This window comes from Rossellomorea sp. ABR4_004, from assembly GCF_056159585.1.
In genome coordinates, this window is sequence record NZ_JBSWVM010000002.1 from 1 (window position 1) to 20,226 (window position 20,226).

At 40.7% G+C, this 20,226-nt stretch carries 18 protein-coding genes; 4 read left to right on the forward strand and 14 right to left on the reverse strand.

From position 1 onward, the window contains the following. Window positions 1-117: 117 nt before the first annotated feature. Both ACXAF2_RS12805 and ACXAF2_RS12810 read right to left on the reverse strand, forming a co-directional pair. Entirely contained in the window at window positions 118-1,308 is a 1,191-nt protein-coding gene (locus ACXAF2_RS12805) for an MFS transporter (RefSeq protein ID WP_475139205.1), read from the reverse strand. Window positions 1,309-1,508: 200 nt separating this feature from the next. Continuing rightward, the gene (locus tag ACXAF2_RS12810; protein ID WP_148968280.1) at window positions 1,509-1,811 is read right to left on the reverse strand and encodes a DUF3889 domain-containing protein; all 303 of its coding nucleotides are present in this window, start codon (window positions 1,809-1,811) and stop codon (window positions 1,509-1,511) included. 166 nt (window positions 1,812-1,977) lie between these two features. On the opposite strand from ACXAF2_RS12810, the gene ACXAF2_RS12815 reads away from it, so the two are divergent. Next, window positions 1,978-2,232, forward strand: a complete 255-nt coding sequence (locus ACXAF2_RS12815; protein ID WP_475139208.1) for a YhdB family protein — start codon at window positions 1,978-1,980, stop codon at window positions 2,230-2,232. A gap of 120 nt (window positions 2,233-2,352) precedes the next feature. Here the strand turns inward: ACXAF2_RS12815 and ACXAF2_RS12820 are convergent, their stop codons facing one another. The 7 genes from ACXAF2_RS12820 to ACXAF2_RS12850 form a co-directional block, all read right to left on the reverse strand. Continuing rightward, the gene (locus ACXAF2_RS12820) at window positions 2,353-2,892 is read right to left on the reverse strand and encodes an NADPH-dependent FMN reductase (protein ID WP_475139211.1); all 540 of its coding nucleotides are present in this window, start codon (window positions 2,890-2,892) and stop codon (window positions 2,353-2,355) included. A gap of 22 nt (window positions 2,893-2,914) precedes the next feature. Continuing rightward, a complete protein-coding gene (locus ACXAF2_RS12825; protein ID WP_475139213.1) occupies window positions 2,915-3,550 on the reverse strand; it encodes a response regulator in 636 nt (211 codons plus the stop codon). 12 nt (window positions 3,551-3,562) lie between these two features. Continuing rightward, window positions 3,563-4,678, reverse strand: coding sequence for a GAF domain-containing sensor histidine kinase (locus tag ACXAF2_RS12830; RefSeq protein ID WP_475140378.1), 1,116 nt, complete (start codon window positions 4,676-4,678; stop codon window positions 3,563-3,565). Between the two features lie 189 nt (window positions 4,679-4,867). Next, window positions 4,868-6,619, reverse strand: a complete 1,752-nt coding sequence (locus tag ACXAF2_RS12835) for a phospho-sugar mutase (protein ID WP_475139215.1) — start codon at window positions 6,617-6,619, stop codon at window positions 4,868-4,870. A 192-nt stretch (window positions 6,620-6,811) separates the two neighbouring features. Beyond that, window positions 6,812-7,300 carry a hypothetical protein gene (locus ACXAF2_RS12840; RefSeq protein ID WP_475139218.1) on the reverse strand — a complete coding sequence of 163 codons (489 nt, stop codon included), beginning with the start codon at window positions 7,298-7,300 and terminating at the stop codon, window positions 6,812-6,814. 760 nt (window positions 7,301-8,060) lie between these two features. Further along, window positions 8,061-9,602: a GNAT family N-acetyltransferase gene (locus tag ACXAF2_RS12845; protein WP_475139220.1), complete on the reverse strand. Its 1,542-nt coding sequence runs from the start codon at window positions 9,600-9,602 to the stop codon at window positions 8,061-8,063. Between the two features lie 327 nt (window positions 9,603-9,929). Next, window positions 9,930-11,603, reverse strand: a complete 1,674-nt coding sequence (locus ACXAF2_RS12850) for a glycoside hydrolase family 13 protein (RefSeq protein ID WP_475139222.1) — start codon at window positions 11,601-11,603, stop codon at window positions 9,930-9,932. A gap of 167 nt (window positions 11,604-11,770) precedes the next feature. Between ACXAF2_RS12850 and ACXAF2_RS12855 the strand changes: the two genes are divergently transcribed. Further along, complete coding sequence (locus ACXAF2_RS12855) at window positions 11,771-12,196, forward strand: disulfide oxidoreductase (protein ID WP_475139223.1); 426 nt, start codon at window positions 11,771-11,773, stop codon at window positions 12,194-12,196. A 1-nt stretch (window position 12,197) separates the two neighbouring features. Then, a complete protein-coding gene (locus tag ACXAF2_RS12860; protein ID WP_475139225.1) occupies window positions 12,198-12,671 on the forward strand; it encodes a thioredoxin family protein in 474 nt (157 codons plus the stop codon). A gap of 185 nt (window positions 12,672-12,856) precedes the next feature. Here ACXAF2_RS12860 and ACXAF2_RS12865 read toward each other — a convergent pair whose 3' ends face one another. Further along, window positions 12,857-13,252, reverse strand: coding sequence for a YhcU family protein (locus tag ACXAF2_RS12865; protein ID WP_475139226.1), 396 nt, complete (start codon window positions 13,250-13,252; stop codon window positions 12,857-12,859). A gap of 177 nt (window positions 13,253-13,429) precedes the next feature. On the opposite strand from ACXAF2_RS12865, the gene ACXAF2_RS12870 reads away from it, so the two are divergent. Next, window positions 13,430-14,314: an RluA family pseudouridine synthase gene (locus ACXAF2_RS12870; protein ID WP_475139228.1), complete on the forward strand. Its 885-nt coding sequence runs from the start codon at window positions 13,430-13,432 to the stop codon at window positions 14,312-14,314. A gap of 1,009 nt (window positions 14,315-15,323) precedes the next feature. On the opposite strand, the gene wrbA is transcribed toward ACXAF2_RS12870, so the two are convergent. The 4 genes from wrbA to helD all read right to left on the reverse strand — a co-directional run bounded on the left by wrbA (window position 15,324) and on the right by helD (window position 20,052). Further along, window positions 15,324-15,938: an NAD(P)H:quinone oxidoreductase gene (gene wrbA / locus ACXAF2_RS12875; protein WP_475139229.1), complete on the reverse strand. Its 615-nt coding sequence runs from the start codon at window positions 15,936-15,938 to the stop codon at window positions 15,324-15,326. A 192-nt stretch (window positions 15,939-16,130) separates the two neighbouring features. Beyond that, a complete protein-coding gene (locus ACXAF2_RS12880) occupies window positions 16,131-16,538 on the reverse strand; it encodes a DoxX family protein (protein WP_475139231.1) in 408 nt (135 codons plus the stop codon). A gap of 285 nt (window positions 16,539-16,823) precedes the next feature. Continuing rightward, on the reverse strand, window positions 16,824-17,654 hold the full coding sequence (locus ACXAF2_RS12885) for an aldo/keto reductase (protein WP_475139232.1): 831 nt from the start codon (window positions 17,652-17,654) through the stop codon (window positions 16,824-16,826). A 130-nt stretch (window positions 17,655-17,784) separates the two neighbouring features. Beyond that, window positions 17,785-20,052 (reverse strand): RNA polymerase recycling motor HelD, encoded by a 2,268-nt coding sequence (gene helD, locus ACXAF2_RS12890; protein WP_475139234.1) that lies wholly within the window; start codon window positions 20,050-20,052, stop codon window positions 17,785-17,787. Between the last annotated feature and the right edge of the window lie 174 nt (window positions 20,053-20,226).

Consider the following 20,226-nt stretch of genomic DNA (forward strand, 5'->3'; position numbering starts at 1 on the left):
GGAGCTGGACATGAAGAAAAGCGGAGCCGGGTTGGGCAGGCCCGACAAGCATAAGAAGAATGTCAACAAAAAAAAGCCGCTCCCTGTCACGAGTTGGGAACAGCTTTTTTATCGATGTTATGTCCGGAAATTCTTTTGAAGGAGCATAACTGGAATGAGAGTACCCAGCAGTAAGAGTGCTGATAGTGAGAAAATCATTGAAATACTGAGTACTTCAAGAAGCAGCCCTACTCCAACAGATGATAATCCAAACAGCAAAGTGGTTAACGCTCCTTGTGCAGCATAGATTTTCCCAAGCTCTTCGGGTGGTGCACTTTCTTGCAAATACGTCTGAAGAACGACATTTTTAATTTGATCAAACAAACCGAACACAAAGGATAAAACGAGTGCGAGGAGAGCAATCTTATTCCAGGCAAAGACGAGTGTCACACTTGAGGTAAAGACCATGCAAAGGGGGAGCCATCTATGCCTGTGCTTTGAAAACAAGCCGTGAAGCTTAAAAATCAAATACGAAGCAAGAACCAAGCCTACAAAGAAGCTGGAGTTGATGAACCCCCACCATTCTTCTCCCCGCTGCAATTGCAGATCAACATACAAATACAAAACAGCCGCAATCCAAACAGTGCCTGAAATCGACTCTAACCCATAGATCCAAAACACTAGAAGTAATCCCTTTCTCTTTGTAACTTCTGACCACCCTTCTCCAAGCTGTTTCCACCAAACTTTCCTCACTTCTAAGCTGGTACTTGGGATAACAGGCAGCTTCATCATAAACAAGGTACTTGCAAGAAACAAAACAATGATCACGATAAAAAGATTCGTTTCATTTATGAGCGATAAGAGAATTCCACCTAATGCCCAGCTTGAAAATTGTATCGTCTGATCGACGGTGGATAGAAACCCGTTCGCTCCCATCAACTCTTCCCGTTTCACAAGAAAAGGCACATACGAATTCCTGGCAGGCAATGCCCATCCATCTAAAAATGAAATGATACTCGCACACCCTAAAAAGAACCACACATTTTCAATATTGAGTACCATTAACAAGAGGAAGAAACATAAGAAGAATGTTTTTCCCATTTGTGAGTAGGCAATTAAATTCTTCATTTGCGTGCGATTCAACAGAAGAGGTGCCGCCATGCTGCTGATGAATTTCGAAAACGTGATCACCAAAGGAACGGCCGTCATATAAACAGCAGAACCCGTTATATTGTATACAAGGGAGATTAACCCTACAATGTACAAAATATCTCCCATATTTGCTAACGCTTGACCGAACCAAAGATTTCTAAATGCAGTGGAATGCATATCTTTTCCTCCCTCTATTCAGTTTTTATTTAGGTGAGAAAAGATGGCATCACATTGGAACAAAGATCCCCTTTCAAAATCAAAAATAAATGATGTATAGGTTTATTTTATCAAATGGGTTCAATCTTTGCAGAGAATACTTTATTTTATGTACTCCGAACAAAAAAAGCCTTCTATTAAGAAGACTTTATCTGTTGCACCTATTCCTGCACCGTAATGTTCAGTATTTTTTCATTATCAAGATCGTGTACGACGACTACAAGTACCTTTTTCTCTGCATTGTTCTCTTGAACGGTAAATTCAAATGAATCGGCCACTTTGTTTTCAGTCATTTTCTTTCTACCCTGGTATTGATAATCCTTCACAGGCTGACCAGGATAATCTTCTTTAATGACGGCTGTAGCAATCCGGCCAAATTTTTGATAATCCGTTGGTTGAGCATTTGCATGACTTGAAAATAACAGAAAAAATACGGTTGATGCAATCACTATAACTTTCTTCATTATCATCACCTCTGTTTACGTTTCATTAATAGGATGAATTAAATTCACTGATTTATTCACCCAATAGTAGGAAAGCCAGCATTTGCAACATAACCAACTTTTACAGAGAAATAAAAGCGGTTTTCTCCATACAATATGATTACCCCTTCAAAAGGAGGGAAACCAAGTGAACAAAGTCGATTACGATCGGGCCTTGTATTACACTCACCGATCAGAATGGGATAACCTGTTGATCCTAATGGTGAGAACGAAGGATGACCTTCTTTCGAAAAAAATTGAACAATTCTTACATGCGTATCATTTTTCTAATGATTACACGATTGTAGAGCGTAACCTATATACGCTTTTACGATACATTGAACATGCAAACTTCACCTATAGTGTCGAGCAACCACTTGAGGAAACCTTTGCAGAGATGTAACAAAAAGAGAATTCCACCTCGGCTGATCCAATTAGTATGCGCTATTGGATCAGCTTTTATTATTTTGAATTGTATAAATTGAACCTAATAAAAAAACCGGCACAATGCCGATTTTCCCGATTAAGAAGATATTTCACTTTTCACTAGTTCAGCCGCTTTCACATACACCTTCAGTTCCCTCATCAAGTCATCGACTAATTTAGCAGGTTCTTCTAACAGTCCGTCCCCTTCATAATCAAAGCAGTGTGGATCAAGGATGAGCTGCTTTGGAATGACGTTTGCATACACTCCACGGCCGACGATGCGAAGGTTGTTCAAGCAGTTGATCCCACCCTTTCCTCCACCGGCACATGCAAGTAGTGCCACTGGTTTGTGGGCAAATTGCTCGCTGCTCAGGAAATCGAGTGCATTTTTCAGTGTCCCGCTCATACCGCTGTGATATTCAGGAGAAGCTAAAATGACGGCGTCTGCATCCTTCACTTTTTGTTTAAGTGATCGAACGGATTCAAGCTCAGATTGATCTTGCTCCCCGTTGTACAAGGGGAGTGCCCCATCACTTAAGTCGATAAGGTCACAGTCATAGGTCCGGGCAATGAATCGTGATGCAATTCCAGTACGCCCGCGTTTTCTTGGACTTCCATTAATAATTACAATACTCATATTAGAAAAAATCCTTTCCGGTTTAGTTTGATGTCAATTGATGTTTAACAGCATACAATGCCGCTTGGGTTCGATCGGATACTTCCAGCTTGGAAAAAATGTTTGAAATATGAGTCTTGACGGTTTTTTCCGTTATAAAAAGGCTGGAAGCAATCTCTTTATTACTCTTCCCTTTCGTGAGCTCAATCAAAACATCCTTTTCCCGTTTGGTAAGCTCATGGATTTTGTGGGGTGGTTCTTTTCTGGAGATACGGGTAAGTAAATGGTTGGTTGCCTTAGGATGGAGAGAGTTTTCCCCGGATAAAAGCTTCCGGATACTATTCACTAATTCATCGGGTTCAATATCTTTTAATTGGTATCCCGCTGCTCCTGCTTCAATGGCAGGAATCACTTGATTTTGATCAGAAAAGCTGGTAAGCATCAGGATTTGAATGGCAGGGTGATTCTTTTTAATTTCCTTTGTTGCTTGAATCCCGTCCATGACAGGCATCATTAAATCCATCAAGATGATATCGGGTTCAAGTGTTTCAGCTAGATGGACGGCTTCAGCCCCATTTTTTGCTTCCCCTACGATATCCAGATCCTTTTGTGTTTTCAAAAAGAAGACAAGACCCCTTCGTACGACGTGATGGTCATCGGCTATTAACACTCTGATCATGCATGGCACCTCCTAATACGGTATTTGAACGATAATCGTCGTTCCTTTCCCAAGCCCACTATCTATCGATAAATCCCCGCCAATGCTTTTCACACGCTCTCTCATACCTTGTATTCCTACTGACGGCAGAGACTGTTTCATGTCATATTGAAATCCGTATCCTTTATCTTCAATCGTTAACCGAACCGATTGTGCTTCACTTTTTAATGAATAGAATATATTCTTTTCACCTGAATGTTTTTTACAATTATTCAGGGCTTCCTGACTGACACGCCACAATACTTCTTCCATTTTAGAGCTTAGGGAAATGACCCCCTCCACTTTCAATTCAAGGGTTAAACCGAGCATGTCTGCGTATCCTTTAGCAGCCTCGACCACTCCGTTTTCCAAACCATGTGGCCTTAATTGCCAGATGAGGGCTCGCATTTCCGATAGCGCTTCCTGGGCAAGACTTTGAATGGTCTTGAAGGTGTCCTTTACTTCCGCTTCCCCGGTCATCTCCGCCCCACCTCTTGCCGTCAACGTAAGGGAAAACAACAGTTGGTTCACTGAGTCATGAAGATCCCGTGCCAATCGGTTCCTTTCACCAATAAGAGCGACTTCCTGCTCCTTTTTAGTCAGCATAATACGCTTAATGGCAGAACCGATTTGAAAGGCAACTGATTCCAGAAGAGCCAATTCATCAGTAGAAAAGTGAGTCTTATTCGGAGCTGCGACATTCAATAACCCGAAGGATTCATTTCCGGACTGAAGAGGGACGGTTGCATGATACGTTATTTCATCCGTATCCCCTCTGTTTTCTTCGATGGCCTGCTCAATCCGCTGACATTCGATGATATTGGATGCTTTCGTCAGCTTTCCATTTCGAAAGCGATTGACACACCAGCAGCCTCCCTTTTTCATCAGTTCACAATTCCGGTCAGATAGTGACTTTGGGAGATTTTCATGGGAAACAAGCTCGTGACTTCCTTCCTTATCAATAAAGAAAATCCATCCCGTGGTGAAGCTTGTTCCTCTGATCAACTTCTTGACAGCACCTGAAAGCATGGAAGAAAGCTCTGTTTCATTGTTCAGCAATTCGGCTATCTCTTTCAAAAGCCCGATATTTGAAAGGGATTCTTGATTCATCTTCATCGTCCTCTCCGATCCTTCATTACTATTATATAGATTTTACACAAAACCGGTATTCTCAAAAAGAATGAAACGTTCTACGACCTTTGACTGAAAACATTTGTTCTATTTCAATCCAAAAAAACAAGAGATGCACCAGCACATCTCTTGTTTTGTATTACGCAAAGCAATACTGCTGTAAAGGCTTTACGCCTCTCCTACAGATGAACTTACCATCGTTTCCACCTTCGCCATGATGTCTTCTTGCAGAGCATGTAATTTATCATCGCTGTCGCTTTGTGTCTCACCAATCACGCTGAAGTAGAATTTGATCTTAGGCTCGGTTCCAGATGGGCGTAAGCAAATCCATGATCCGTCTTCAAGATAGTATTTTAAAACATTGGATGATGGAAGGTGAATGATTGATTCTTCACCTGATTGTAAATCGACTTTCTTACTTACTTTATAATCTTCCGATGAAACGACCTGCATACCTGCCACTTCTTTCAAAGGCTCGTTTCTGAAGTCCTTCAGAATCCCCTGAATTTGTTCAGCGCCTTCTTTTCCTTTAAGAGTCAAGCTCTTTAATCCCTCTTGATAGAAGCCATGCTGTTCAAATAAATCATGCAGTACATTATATAGGGTTTTGCCTTGCTTCTTATAGTAGGCTGCCGCCTCTGCTGCCATCAGCACGGCTTGAATGGCATCTTTATCGCGTGCGAAGTCGCCGATTAAGTACCCATAGCTTTCTTCATAACCAAATAAGAAGGAGTATTCGCCTGTTTCTTCATACTTTTTGATTTTTTCACCTATAAATTTGAAACCTGTCAGTACATCCTCTACTGAAGCTCCGTAATGTTCAGCCACTTTACGGCCTAATTCAGATGTAACGATGGTTTTGAATACGCGTCCATTTTCAGGAATCATATTTTTTTCTTGTTTACGTGCCAGAATATAATCCATCAGAATAGCACCTGTTTGGTTTCCAGTGAGAAGGATATACTCGCCTGATTCACCTTTAACGGCTACACCCAATCGGTCTGCATCGGGATCTGTCGCAATCAGGATATCTGCGTCGATTTCCTTCCCGTCACGGATGGCATATTCAAACGCCGCTTTATCTTCCGGGTTCGGGGATTTCACAGTCGTAAACTCAGGATCTGGAATCGCCTGCCTTTTTACAATGTGAACAGACTCATATCCTAAAGCTTTCAGACCATTTTCAGCCATCTTTAAAGCTGTTCCATGTAATGGAGAAAATACGATTTTCAGATCGACTTCCTTGGCGATTTGCGGTTTTTCAGAAATCGAAATCAGGTGCTCCAGGTAAGATTGATCGATTTCTTCGCCAATCATTTTAATCAGGCCGGATGATTTCAATTCTTCTTCGGATTTAACTTCAATTTCCAGCTCATTTTCCACTTCATTCACTTTATCGATAACGGCATCGGCTATGTGTGGAGGCAGCTGAGCTCCATCCTCACCGTATACTTTATAACCATTATATTCAGGTGGATTATGGCTTGCCGTGACCACGATTCCAGAGAATGCCTTTAATTGTCTAAGGGCAAATGAAAGCTCCGGGGTTGGTTTCAGTTCGTCAAACACATATGTTTGAATACCATGTGTAGCAAGCGTCTTAGCTGATTCCATGGCAAATTCAGGAGATTTATAACGGGAATCGTAAGCGATTACAACTCCGCGCTTTTTAGCCTCTTCACCTTGTTCTTCTATGTATCGTGCTAATCCTTCAGAGGCCTTTCTAACTGTATAAATGTTCATTCGATTGGTTCCGGGACCAATTTCTCCCCTCATTCCACCAGTACCGAATTCCAGGTTTTTGTAGAATGCGTCTTCTAAGGTTTTCTCGTCGTCTTTCATTGTTTCTAACAGCTCATTCACTTCTTCATCAAGATGTAAGTAGTTGCTCCATTTTTCCCATGATGTTTTCCAACTCAAAACGATCCCCTCCTAATGCTGTATAATAATAAATTCTATCACATATTGTAGAAATCCTGCTAAAACAATCCGTCACATGTCGACAAGATTTTCACAATCTTTATTCTAGCATAATTGTTGAGTGTTGAATGATGGAAAAGAAGTTAGGAAAATAAAAAACGAACTACTCCTCTTGTAAGTAGTCCATTTCCCTCAACCCATATAGTCATCTTGAGCTATCGGTTGTAAAACCCCTTCCTGCCACAGCTGATACCCATAAATCACAATAGACATGGAGACAAACAATCCCCATCTTTCCCAAGGTGAAATAGTCACAAGTTGGTAGATCTGTAGTTTTTCTTGAAGTAAATAATGAAAAGGAAAAACGGCAAACATAAAATCGGCTATAATATTAACCAGGAGATATTTCCAAAAATGGCCGTATGAATAGTTAAAAATCCAAATTGTCACTACTAAAAATGCACCTAAAACACCCGATACAAAGGCTGGATTTAGTGATGGTATAATTGAAACATTTATTTTCCAGTGCTGATGGTTGTAAGCAACTAAATTATATAAAACCATTATAAATGAAGCTAAAATCCCTACAGGCATAAACCGTTTAACTTCTTTTTTCTTCAAAAAAAACAAAGTAATCCAGGGTATAATGAGGATCAACCACAGAATCATTTTGACAGACACACTCTTCACTCCTTCAAGTTCGTACTATTAGTAATAGTATTTTCAAATTATTTTCATCTAAACATCCCTTTTTCTTCACTCAGACATTACTAGACTCATATAAGTAAATTCATCAAAAAAATCACCGGATTTTCTCCTAAGTGGTTTACTTTAGAGGTGCAAAAATTGTAAAACACATTGGAAAGCGCACTTGAATTCACAATATTATTCACAGTGCGTTTTTTTATTGTTTCAGCAGCATTTTGACGAATGTTAATGGCTTATTGTTTCCTAATTCACATAGTAAATCACAGGGTATGAAATAATTATTGGAGGATATGGTGTGATTTAGTAAGAAAATTGAGCAACCAGTGATAGGTAAAATTAGCGGAGATTTTCCCGTTATTCTGTGGAATAGAGCTCTATTCGGGGTGAATAAGGGGAGTTTTTTACCTTATGCAAAGCAAAATTAACGATTCTCACGTTTTTGAGTCAATAGGGGAAAACTTTCCGTCTATTTAAGCTATTTTCAGTGTTATTTCCTCATTAAGAGTAAATTCTCCGCCTATTTATCAGACTCGCCTCGCTTTAGCGATATTTAATGAAAAAAAGAAAACTCAAAAAAGGCTTAGAGATATTTGCATCTCTAAGCCTTTTTGACTGTGAATTATGCTGTGAAGTTTATGAGATTTGCTAATAGATCTAGTCTGCGAGTTACCGTTTTGCACCTCACAAGTAAACCCGGTGATTTTCTCCGGTGAGTTTTTCATTACACGCATTATTATTTTTTATAGTTCACACCGTACACATCATGCCTGCGATCCTTCAACTGGCGGACCGTACCCGATTGACGCTGGCGGCGCAGGACTTCGAGGTCGACATCTCCAATCATGACCATTTCGATGTTCGGATTCGTCTCTCCGACAATTCCATCACGGGCAAATTCAAAGTCAGACGGAGCAAAGATACCTGATTGAGCGTATTGAATGTCCATGTTTTCTGTCTGTGGAAGATTACCGACTGTACCGGAAATGACCGTATAAATCTGATTTTCGACAGCACGGGCTTGGGCACAGTATCTGACACGGAGATACCCTTGGCGATCTTCTGTACAGAATGGAGTAAAGATGATCTTCGCCCCTTTGTCAGTTGCGATACGGGCAAGTTCGGGGAACTCGATATCATAGCAGATTTGAATCGCGATCTTCCCGCAATCCGTGTCGAATACCCTTACTGAATCTCCAGGACTGATTCCCCACCATTTTCGTTCATTTGGTGTGATATGAACCTTGTACTGTTTCTCTATCGTTCCATCACGACGGAACAAGTATGCGATGTTGTAGATTTCATCGTCTTCTTCCTTAACGAAGTGAGAACCCCCAATGATATTCACGTTGTAACGAACCGCCAAATCCGTGAATAGTTCGATATATTCCTCAGTAAAATCCGTCAGCTTTCTCACAGCTAAGCTCGGTGACTGGATGTTCAAGAATGACATGAGCTGTGTGGTGAAGATTTCAGGGAACACGACGAAATCAGACTTTGCATCTGATGCTACATCTGTGAAGTATTCAACCTGGTTCGCGAACTCCTCGAAGGAATTGATTTTACGCATCATGTATTGTACAACACAGATTCTGACAGGATAACTTGTTTTAAAATGCCGCTTGCTGGACGGACGGTAATCGACGTTATTCCATTCCATCAGTGTGGCGTATTTATGTGATCGTTTATCATCAGGTAAATAGTTCGGGTTGATCCGCATCAGGGTGAAGCCGTTTAATAACTGGAAGGATAGTACAGGGTCATAGATCTTATGTCGCCCTACTGAATCCACGTACTCCCTTGGAGACATCTCGCCTGAGTGTTTATGGTAGTTCGGGATGCGCCCCCCGATGATGATGCTCTTTAAATTCCACTGGCGTGCAAGATCCTTCCTTGCTTCATATAAACGGTGCCCTACCTTCATGCGTCGGTATTCAGGGTGCACCATGACTTCGATTCCGTACAGGTTATAGCCATCGGGATTGTGATTCGTTATATAACCATTATCCGTTACGTCATCCCATGTATGGCGGTCGTCATACTCATCAAAGTTAATGATCAGACTCGAGCATGATGCAATAATTTCCCCTTCTAATTCGGCGACAAGCTGGCCTTCCGGAAACACGTCCAAGTGACTTTCCAGATGCTCCACCTTCCAGGGATCCATCCCTGGAAAACAAACAGACTGCATGTTGATAATATCTTGAATGTCCTTATGTTCCATTGGACGAATGATCATTTTCTTTTCAAACTGTGATAAGTCTAGTTTTTCTGCCATCTATGATCTACTCCTTCATAAAATACCTGAATTATATACCCTTATAGTGCACTGTTGAAACGAAGTTCATGACAATCCATCCCTTTTATTTTAGCAAAGGAGGGTGGATGATTTGAAGAAATTTGATTTGGTGTTAAATATTCTTAAAGCAGCCAGTAGTGGTTGATTTCCGCTCCAGGTGCTCGCTTTCCGCGGGGCGTGAGTTGAGCACCTTCCGCTCCAATCAACTTGGTAATTATTTATTTCATAGATCTTTAACACCAAACAAACTTTACAAAAAATGTCCTTAAAAATAGAAGCACCCGATCATATGGGTGCTTCCTTCCATTACCCTTTAAAATAGTAAGCCGTTGCTTCCCAAGGGTTTAAAGTAAACTCATCTTTTTTATGCTTCTCTTCGTTTGTTATAAGGATTTCAGCCTGACTGATATCAAAAGAAGCGATGTTATCAATGACTTGTTTTTCTTCGGATACATTGCAAAGAACCAGAATCTTCTCGTTTCCATATGTTCTCGTATAGGCATATACGGAAGGATGATCTGCATAGTGAAGTTCGAATGATCCGTATGGGATAATTTCATGCTCTTTACGAAGAGCAATCAATTTTTGATAATAGTAAAAAATAGATTCCGGAGCTTTTAACGCTTCTTCGGCATTGATTTCTTTGTAGTTCGGGTTAAGGGCAATCCAGGGTTCTCCTTCAGTGAACCCTGCCTGGTACCCGCTGTTCCACTGCATAGGGGTTCTTGCGTTGTCTCTTCCCTTTACATAAATGGACTTCATGATCTCTTCCGGATTCATGCCATCCGCTACTTTTTCACGATACATATTCAGGGTTTCGATATCCTTATACTCTTCAATGGAAGAGAATCGGACATTCGTCATTCCGAATTCTTCCCCTTGATAAATGTAAGGCGTCCCCTGCATCAGATGAAGAAGTGTTGCCAGCATTTTGGCAGATTTCACGCGGTACTCTCCATCGTCACCAAGTCGTGACACAATCCTTGGCTGATCGTGGTTGTTCCAGTACAAACTGTTCCAGCCCTTCCCGTGAAGTTCTGTCTGCCACTTCGTTAAAATGGTTTTCAATTTTACAAGGTCGAAAGGAATGACGTCCCATTTCCCTCCTGGTCCCGAGTCCACATCCATATGTTCGAACTGAAATACCATATTCACCTCATTGCGGTCTTCACCTGTGTATAGTACGGCTTCATCCGGTGACACACCCGGCATTTCACCAACCGTCATCGCATCATAATGGGATAAGACCTCTTGATTCATTTCCTTAAGGAATTCATGAATGCGCGGACCGTTCATAAAGTACTCATGACCGGAAGCATACATCTTCCCTTCAGGATTAGGCGCATCAGGCAGTGTTGGCACTTTCGAAATGAAGTTGATGACGTCCATACGGAAACCATCGATCCCTTTGTCCAGCCAGAATTTCATCATGTCATAGATTTCCTGGCGGAGCTTCGGATTTTCCCAGTTTAGATCCGGCTGCTTTTTAGAAAAGAGATGTAAGAAATATTCCTCTGTCGTTTCATCATATTCCCAAGCAGAACCGCTAAATACCGACTCCCAGTTGTTCGGTTCTTTACCATCTTTTCCTTCACGCCAAATATAATAATCACGATAGGGATTGTCTTTTGATTTCCTAGATTCCACAAACCAGCCGTGTTCATCGGAAGAGTGATTCACCACTAAGTCCATCACAAGCTTCATACCACGCTTATGCATTTCCTCCAGCATTTCTTCCCAATCAGCCATCGTGCCGAACTCGTCCATAATCTTTTTATAATTGCTTATATCATAACCATTATCATCATTCGGAGATTCATACACAGGAGATAACCAAACCACATCAATCCCCAGTTCTTTCAGATAGTCCAATTTAGAAATAATTCCTCTAATATCACCAACGCCATCATTATTTGAGTCCATGAAGCTGCGAGGGTAAATTTGATAAACGACCGATTCTTTCCACCATTGTTTTGTCATATGTGATTTCCTCCTGTTAGGTCAATTAAAACGTATAAAACGCTTTCTGCAAACGTTTGCATTAATCGTTAAAAAAATATCATATTTCTTCATAAAGATTTCTCATTTTACATTTATAATAATAACATACTATAATTTGATAGAATATACTAAGAAAGGAATTCTATATGAATAAAAAAGCAGATTCTCTGTTGTTCCTTGCATGGGCTTCCTCTCTTGTCGCAACTATGGGGAGCTTATATTTCTCTGAAATCATGAAATATGAACCATGTGTATTATGCTGGTATCAGCGTATTTTAATGTATCCGATGGTCATTCTATTAGGAGTGGCATACGTTCGCAAAGATTTTCAAGCGGCTATTTATTCTACTATTTTATCGGGAATCGGCCTTCTCGTCTCCTTGTATCACTACTCTATTCAAAAAGTTTCGATCCTAACAGAGAGTGCACCTGCCTGCGGACGGGTCCCATGTACAGGCGAATACATCAACCTGTTCGGCTTTATCACGATCCCATTCCTGGCATTGACAGGTTTCATCATCATCTTCATCGCAAGTGTAATGGTATTAAAAGCATTAAAGGAGGACAAATAGAATGAAGAAAATCATCATATTTCTAGTAGCGATTGTCGCATTATTTGCTGCCATCGCTCTCATCACAAGCATGCAAAACAGTCAAAAAGCAGAAGGAAATAAGTTTAAAAAAGCGAATCTTGAACCGGCCACCGTCGAACTACTGGACGACCCTAACTATCAGAATGTGATCCTGCCGGAGGAATTAGAAGAGAAATTAAAAAATAACGAAGATATGACTGTGTATTTCTACAGCTCATCATGTATTCATTGTAAGAGGACTACTCCTATACTTGCTCCACTTGCCGAAGACATGGGAGTCGATATGGTTCAGTACAATCTACTTGAATTTGAACAAGGATGGGACCAGTACCGAATCGAATCCACTCCAACACTTGTACATTTCGAAGGTGGAAAAGAAGTAGCGAGAATCGTAGGAGAACAGCCTGAAGAAGAATTTAAGAAGTTTTTTGAAGAGTACGTAACGAAAGAATAAATCAGAAAAAAAGAGGGGCTGACTTTTCCACGAGTCAGCCCCTTTCAAGTGAGGAGGAATTTCAAGATGAAGATACTATATATCTTCAATATCAACTTATTACAAGCTATTTTCCCCTCACTGGAATTTTCTAAACATTTTTATGCGAATTTTCTAAAGTATCAAACTTTTCTTGGCGTGATGTTCTAAACAAGCAGCTGGTTATCCGCTCTCGAATAAATACTTAAATTATGCTTACAATCAGACTCTTCACTGAATTGATCATATGACAACGGGAAAAACATTCCAAACCCTTGAAGAATTTCAGCATTGTGGTAAAACATTTCTTCATACACTTCTTCTTTTGATCCGCTCTCGACAATGGAAATCAATGTTTGTAGGCTTGAAATTACCTGGAACGCTTCTTTAAGGGTTCCGAAGTATTCAAAGTTTCTCGTCGTCGTATGTAATACTTGCATATCATCAAATTGCTCAATCTCATCATCTGTGAAATAATCAGGGAAAATAGTACAATACATGTACTGTATGAGCTCTTGAATTTTGTCTTCCTGTTCATGTGTTGATGCTAGTAAAACTTTCACCGTCATAACCCACCTTTGTAATGGTTGTAATCTCTCTGTAATAGATATATTAAGGATAACATAGAAGTAGAACCAACAGCGTGGTAATTATACCCATGAAATGGGTTGATTAGGAGTTAAATTAGGTTTAAATACCCACACGTGTATTAGATTTTTGTCATTTGAAGGAGTTTTTTGATGAAAACACAGAAAAAAGGAGAACTATTTGAACTAGTCATTCCAGATAAATGGAAAAATGTAACGATTGAAACAATTCTTAGAAATCACTGGCAAGCACCTAAGAAACTGATTCATTCCATGAGGATGGCAGGTGATATTAAAGTGAACGGGGAATCGATTTCCTGGACCCGGCCCCTTTCTCAGGGAGATACGCTTCAGCTTCATTTATTTAAAGAGGTAGAATACGATGTCCCACCGACCTATGGAGAAATCGATGTACTATTCGAAGATGATCATCTGATTGTCGTCAACAAACCTGCGGGGATTGATACTCACCCAAACCATCCGAATGAGACGGATACCCTTGCAAATCTGGTGGCTTTTCATTATCAAGCCCGGGGAGAAAGCTGCCGCGTCCAGCACATTCATCGTTTGGATCATGATACATCGGGAGCGATCATATTCGCCAAGCACCCTTTAAGTAAAGCGATTCTTGACCGCCTTCTTACTGAACGGCAGATCAAGCGTACATACCACGCCCTCGTCCATGGTCGATTGAAGCAGAAGAAAAGCACCATCTCTGAACCAATTGGCAAGGACCGCCATCACAATACTAGAAGGAGAGTTTCACCTTCTGGTCAGAATGCGGTCACTCACTACAAGGTGCTGGAGTATAAAAATCCTTATACATTAGTGGAAGTCCAGCTTGATACGGGACGCACCCACCAGATTCGCGTCCACATGAGCCACATCGGTCATCCTTTAGTCGGTGATATATTATATGGAGGAAAGCCGATTTTCAAAAGGCAAGCGTTGCATGCAGCACGGATTTCATTTCCACATCCCCTGACTGGCGAATGGATTGAGTGTGAGGCTGATTGTACCGATGATGTAGGACTGTGAGGACAAAAAACACTAGCCACTCTCGAGCTAGCCCGTTCGGTTGAGCGGGAGAAAACGTAAAGTAACATTGTTTTTGGAGGTGGAATTAGCACGTTCATTCGCTCCTCCTTTTTTTATTGATATGACAACGTTTATAACTATAAAAGAATGTTTTAGCATACAAATTAACATCCGTTTTAACAACCCTTTTAGCAGTAATGAATAAATTTATTCACGACTGCTAAAAGGGTTGTGAATTCCATTGTTGAAAATAACACTGAAGATAAAAATAGGACCATCCAAGTTGGATGATCCTTTGGTATTTCATGAAAGCCCACGATCGCTGAATAGTTGAACATCAGGTTTCCCGTTGAACTTTTGCATTCATAAACAATTAAGGAGGTTTATATAGGAAAAAATTCCCCTTAATTAGCAAATAGTACTGAAAACAGCTTAAATAAAAGGAGAAAATCCTCTTATTTGACTCGAAAAACGTGAAAATAAGTAGCTTTGCCTTGTATAGAGGGAAAAACTCCACTTAATTTCCCAAAAAACTAGTTCTAATCTCCATATAACAGAAAAATCTCCGCTTATTTTTCTATCCCTGATTACTCACTCTTCACCTTCCCATCTTTCGTATCTGCTAATAGAATTTATAGCCACATCCGATATTCTCTTTTACAGTTTTTCAATAATTGTGCAATTTCAGCCTCAATTTTTGGAACGCTATAAACGTTTGTAATTAGTACCTTCTCCCCGATTACTATTTCAAGGGTGAATTTTTTCTCATACTTGCTTGTGATATATAGCTATGTCTTATCATGAGCTTTTTCAAGTAACCTCGCGGCAGCATCTTCCAAATATCCTGTTGAAAAACACTACATAACAAAAAGAGCAGACCAAAAGTTTCACCATTTGGTCTGCTCTTTTTTGTGTTAGTTGATGTGTTAATAAGCATTCAATTTTAGTTGTGAATAATTGTATCTTTCTCCTAATCAACCGAACGATGGACTCGTGTTTTTGATGTTATTTATTTCAATCCGTTTTTCACCGCTTCAGCGATTTGGATCGTACGGCGAGCTTGGTGTTTCACTGCAGGCTCTACGGATTCAACCATATTGCCCTCTTGATCGACTGTTACACTCGTTCCGTAAGGGTTTCCTCCTGTAGTAAAGCTTGATTGGTCTGTGTACCCTGGAGCCGCGATGATTGCACCCCAGTGCATCATAGTTGTGTATAGAGCCAGAACCGTCTGCTCCTGTCCACCGTGTGAGTTGCTTGCAGATGATGTGGCACTTACTACTTTATTCGCAAGCTTCCCGTTGAACCATAGACCTCCAGTAGTATCCAGGAAGGCTTTGACTTGAGAAGGAACATTTCCGAATCGTGTTGGAACGTTGAAAAGGTATGCGTCTGCCCATTCAAGATCGTCAAGTGTCGCAACAGGCACGATATCTTTTGTTTCATTATAGTGCTTTTCCCATGCCGGGTTTGAAGCGATCGCTCCTTCAGGTGCAGTTTCTTCAAACCGAAGTACCTTCACTTCTGCGCCTGCTTCTTTCGCAGCTTCTTCTGCCCATTTTGCCATTTGATAATTTGTTCCCGTTGAACTGTAGTACATGATTGCTAATTTTACGTTAGACATTGTCGAAATCTCTCCTTTAAATATGGTTTATATATAGTAAATATGTGAAACACGGAATCTGAAAGCAGGTAAATCAATCAACATTCACCTGCATTAATCATTTGCTACCTAATTTAACATAGTGATGTTGGATTGCACGCCGAGTTTCTGGGTTGGATTTCCACATCGGATATGTGTTGAAAATGAACTTATCTAAAATAAAAGTGCGTCTATAGAAAATGATCCTGCCCCTATAAGTGCTACTCCGAGAGCAACAACGATGATCATCACATTATATTCTGCACCATTTTGTGTTACCCAATAACCATTGGGTCCGTGAACTTTCACGATCGCTACAATCATCGTTCCAATGATAAGTAACGCTGCTAATGGCGTCAGGAAACCTGCAGCGAATAATAATCCCCCTGCAACTTCAGAAAGTCCTGCAAGTAATGCCATCGTTTTTCCAGGCTTGATTCCAATGGACTCAAAGAAACCGCCTGTTCCTTGTAGTCCATGACCTCCAAACCAGCCAAATAATTTCTGTGTTCCATGAGCAGCGAATGTTACCCCTACTACTAAACGAATAACCAATAAACCGAACGCAGCTAATGCTGTCATCTTACTTCCTCCTTTATGTTTTCCCATCGAGATGTAGCTTCAAACATTTCAAATTCAATTATTCTCAAATCATTTATCTTGAATTTGAGATATATGTGTAAAAAAAGAGCAACTGTTATCTCGAATGTAATTATTTTGATTTCGAGATAATTGTATAATACTCCTCACTTCTCTGTCAATAACTATTTTACAACTTTTTAATAAAGGGTACCTGAAGGCAGGAGGGCAAAAACAAGAGGTCCGTCCCTCTTCTGGAGGGACGGACCTCTTATTTATATCTATTGATTAGAAATCGAAGTTGTCCGGGTTTGGCCCGAAACGTTCGTCAAGATTCAACCCGTTGATTTGGTTCATTTCTTCAAGTGATAACTCGAAGTTAAACAGGTCTGCGTTTTCTTTGATACGATTTTCATGTACAGATTTAGGAATGATGATGACATCATTCTGGAGGTGCCAGCGCAGAATGACTTGGGCAGCGGATTTTTCATGCTTTTCCGCAATGTGATTGAGTGTTGGTTCATCCAGTACACGCCCTTGAGCGATTGGTGACCATGCTTCCACTGCAATATTTTGAGCTGCACAGAATTCTCTTATTTTTTCCTGATTCAGACGAGGATGTAATTCGATTTGATTTAATACAGGCTTTTCATTACTGTTCTTCATCAAATCTTCAAGGTGATGCTGATGGAAGTTACTTACACCGATGGATTTCACTAATCCTTCACTCTGAAGTCTTTCAAATGCCTTCCATGTATCATTGTATTTACCTTCTACCGGCCAGTGAATCAAGTAAAGATCCAGGTAGTCCATATCAAGCTTTTTCAGGCTGGTTTCGAATGCTTTCAATGTCGTATCGTAGCCTTGATCACTATTCCATACTTTCGATGTAATGAACAGCTCCTCTCTCGCTACTCCACCTTCTTTCACACCTTGACCCACACTTTCTTCATTGTCGTAGATCGCCGCTGTATCGATGGAACGGTACCCTGACTCAATCGCAGTGCGAACTGCCTGCACCGTTTCAGACGGATCTTTCATTTGGTAAACTCCTAAACCGACATAAGGAATTTCGATTCCGTTATGTAGTGTCTTCGTGCTCTGTAAGTTTTTTAACATTTTGCATCCCTCCTGATTTCCTATTTTACAAATTCACTTAGCTTTTTGCGAATGTTATGATTGAAAGATTGGTTTATATACTAAATTAAGGTCCGTCCCTCTCCATGAGGGACGGACCTATATGGAGCATTTACAGGCCGATAAATTGGTCTTTTCTCTTCCAGATAAACGCAAGCTTATGCAGGGGGCGTGTCATTGCAACGTATTGGAGCTTGATGTCGAGTTCGTTTTCCGGGTTGAATGCTTCATCCACCGCTGCGATGATGACCACATCGAATTCGAGTCCTTTTGACAGATAAGATGGGACAATGACAATTTGATCTTTCGGGATCGACTCCTGTTCTTCCAACAACTTCACTTTCCCAGGCTGCCTATCTTGAAGGATTTCGCTGATTTTCGCACAATCCTTCATGCTTTTTCCGATCACGGCAAAGGTTTGGAATCCTTCTTCTCGTCCAGTATTCACCTTCTCCTCGATTGCGGCAGCCAATTCTTCCAATTCCACATACTCCTCGAAGCTGGGAGAATCTCCGTGTCTCACCACTGGATTCACTTTAGGAAAATCATAGGGTAAGAGACTCAGCAGTTTATTTGCTTCCTCCATGATTTCAATAGTGGTTCGGTAACTTTTTTGGAGTTCGGTATAAGTTGCCCTTGGGAACACATCACGATAGACCGGATCCCACGACTGAAGGCCCCGGTAAGAATGGATTCCTTGAGCAAGATCCCCCACCAGAGTGAACATATCGGTTTCAAGTGCCCTCTTCAGTGAATAAAGCTGCAGATAACTATAATCCTGGGCTTCATCAATGACGATGTTTTTTGCTTTATGAAATTTGTCTATTCCGAATAAGTGGGATTGCAAGTAAAGAAGAATCGCTAAATCTTCTACTTCATACTGTTTTTTCTTCGCGTGTCTAAGGGTATAGTGACAAAGCTGTTCAGCTTGTTCCCTGCTTAGCTCCCCTTTTGAGTAAGATACAAGGCGCTCTGGATCTAAAAATAATTCGATGAAATATTGATCAAGGTTCTTCTTTTCAAACTGTTTCATGTAACCCGTTACGCTTGTGCGAATGGCTTTCTTGACTTCATCTACACGCTCAACTTTCTTGTCCAATGCTTTTGATACATAGTCCTTCCGGTTCGCTGCCTTTGATCGCTCAAAGAGAGCAGTTTCGATTCGCTCATCAAAGAACTTTTCAACACCCTCTATCATTTGTTTCTTATTTGTCCGAACATAACTCTGTAAAAGGGCCTTCAGCTTTTCCACCCGGCGATAGATTGGCATATACGTATATTCATCTTTAAAAAGATGAGTTAACTTCTTTGCCGTGTAGAGCTTGTATTTATCAACATAGAAGTCCTTTGATGTATAAAAACGCTGTTCAATTTCTTCTATATAATAATCAAGAATTCTCCTGAATGCTTTGGAGCCTTTAAACCCTGATATCCAGGAGGCAGCCTCTACGTCTTCACCGTGGGTTTCAATTAACTGAATGAGCTTGTTATCTTCTACTAAATTCAGCTTTTTCTCTAAGCAGGTCATGACATAATCCGTGAACGTCGTTTGTCTGACACGTTCCACTCCAAGTTCCGGCAATGCCTCAGAAATGTAGTCGATGAATAAATTACTCGGCGCTAGGATCATTAGTTGCCTGGGATCAAAATGTTGTTTGTAATTGTAAATGAAATAAGAAATCCGGTGAAGGGCGATCGTTGTCTTGCCGCTTCCCGCCGCACCTTGAACAATGATGGGCTTGTTGAGATCTGCCCGGATGATCCGGTTTTGTTCTTCTTGGATGGTGGAAATGATCTCGGTTAAACGGTTGCTGGAGCTTTTCGCTAATGAATCCTGAAGCAATTCATCAGTGGTCGTTAAATCGATATCACGGATTTCTTCTAACATACCATCCTCAATCATGTATTGACGCTTTAATGAAAGATCTCCTTCATATGTCTCGTCTTCCGCTTCATAGGAAACATCACCGATTCTACCTTCGTAGTAAAGATTGGCTATGGGGGAACGCCAGTCCACTATGATTTGTTCTTGATTTTCACGCTGGTACAAGGAAGTCTTGCCGATATAATGTTTCTCTACATTGTCAGCACCCTTTTGTTGAAAATCAATTCGTGCAAAGTAAGGCTTGTTCTTCGCTTTAAGGAGGGATTCCAGTTCTTCCTTCGACATCTCAAAAAAGCTTGAGTTGGTCAGAATATCGATGTAGGCAGCACTGGATTCGCCCCAATCGATATCTCCAAAAGCTTTTTCCATGTTTTCTTTATACTTTTCCTTGCTTGTCTGGGATGTATTGATCACAACGTCAATGTAGCGTTTTGTAAACTCTAAGCGTTCTGATTCAGTTGAATAATCGGGATGAATGGTTGATTCCTTCGTCATACATTTCTCCTTCCAAATGGTAGTAGCCGTAATGGAGAAAAAAACGTCTTATCAAATCCACTGAGGTAACGACTCTCAGTGGATGCATACGGAAATCCGGATAAATTATGTAGGCGTTTGGGAGCAGGAATATATATTATCAGATAATTTAAGAAAGTTCAATAGAAAAGCGGA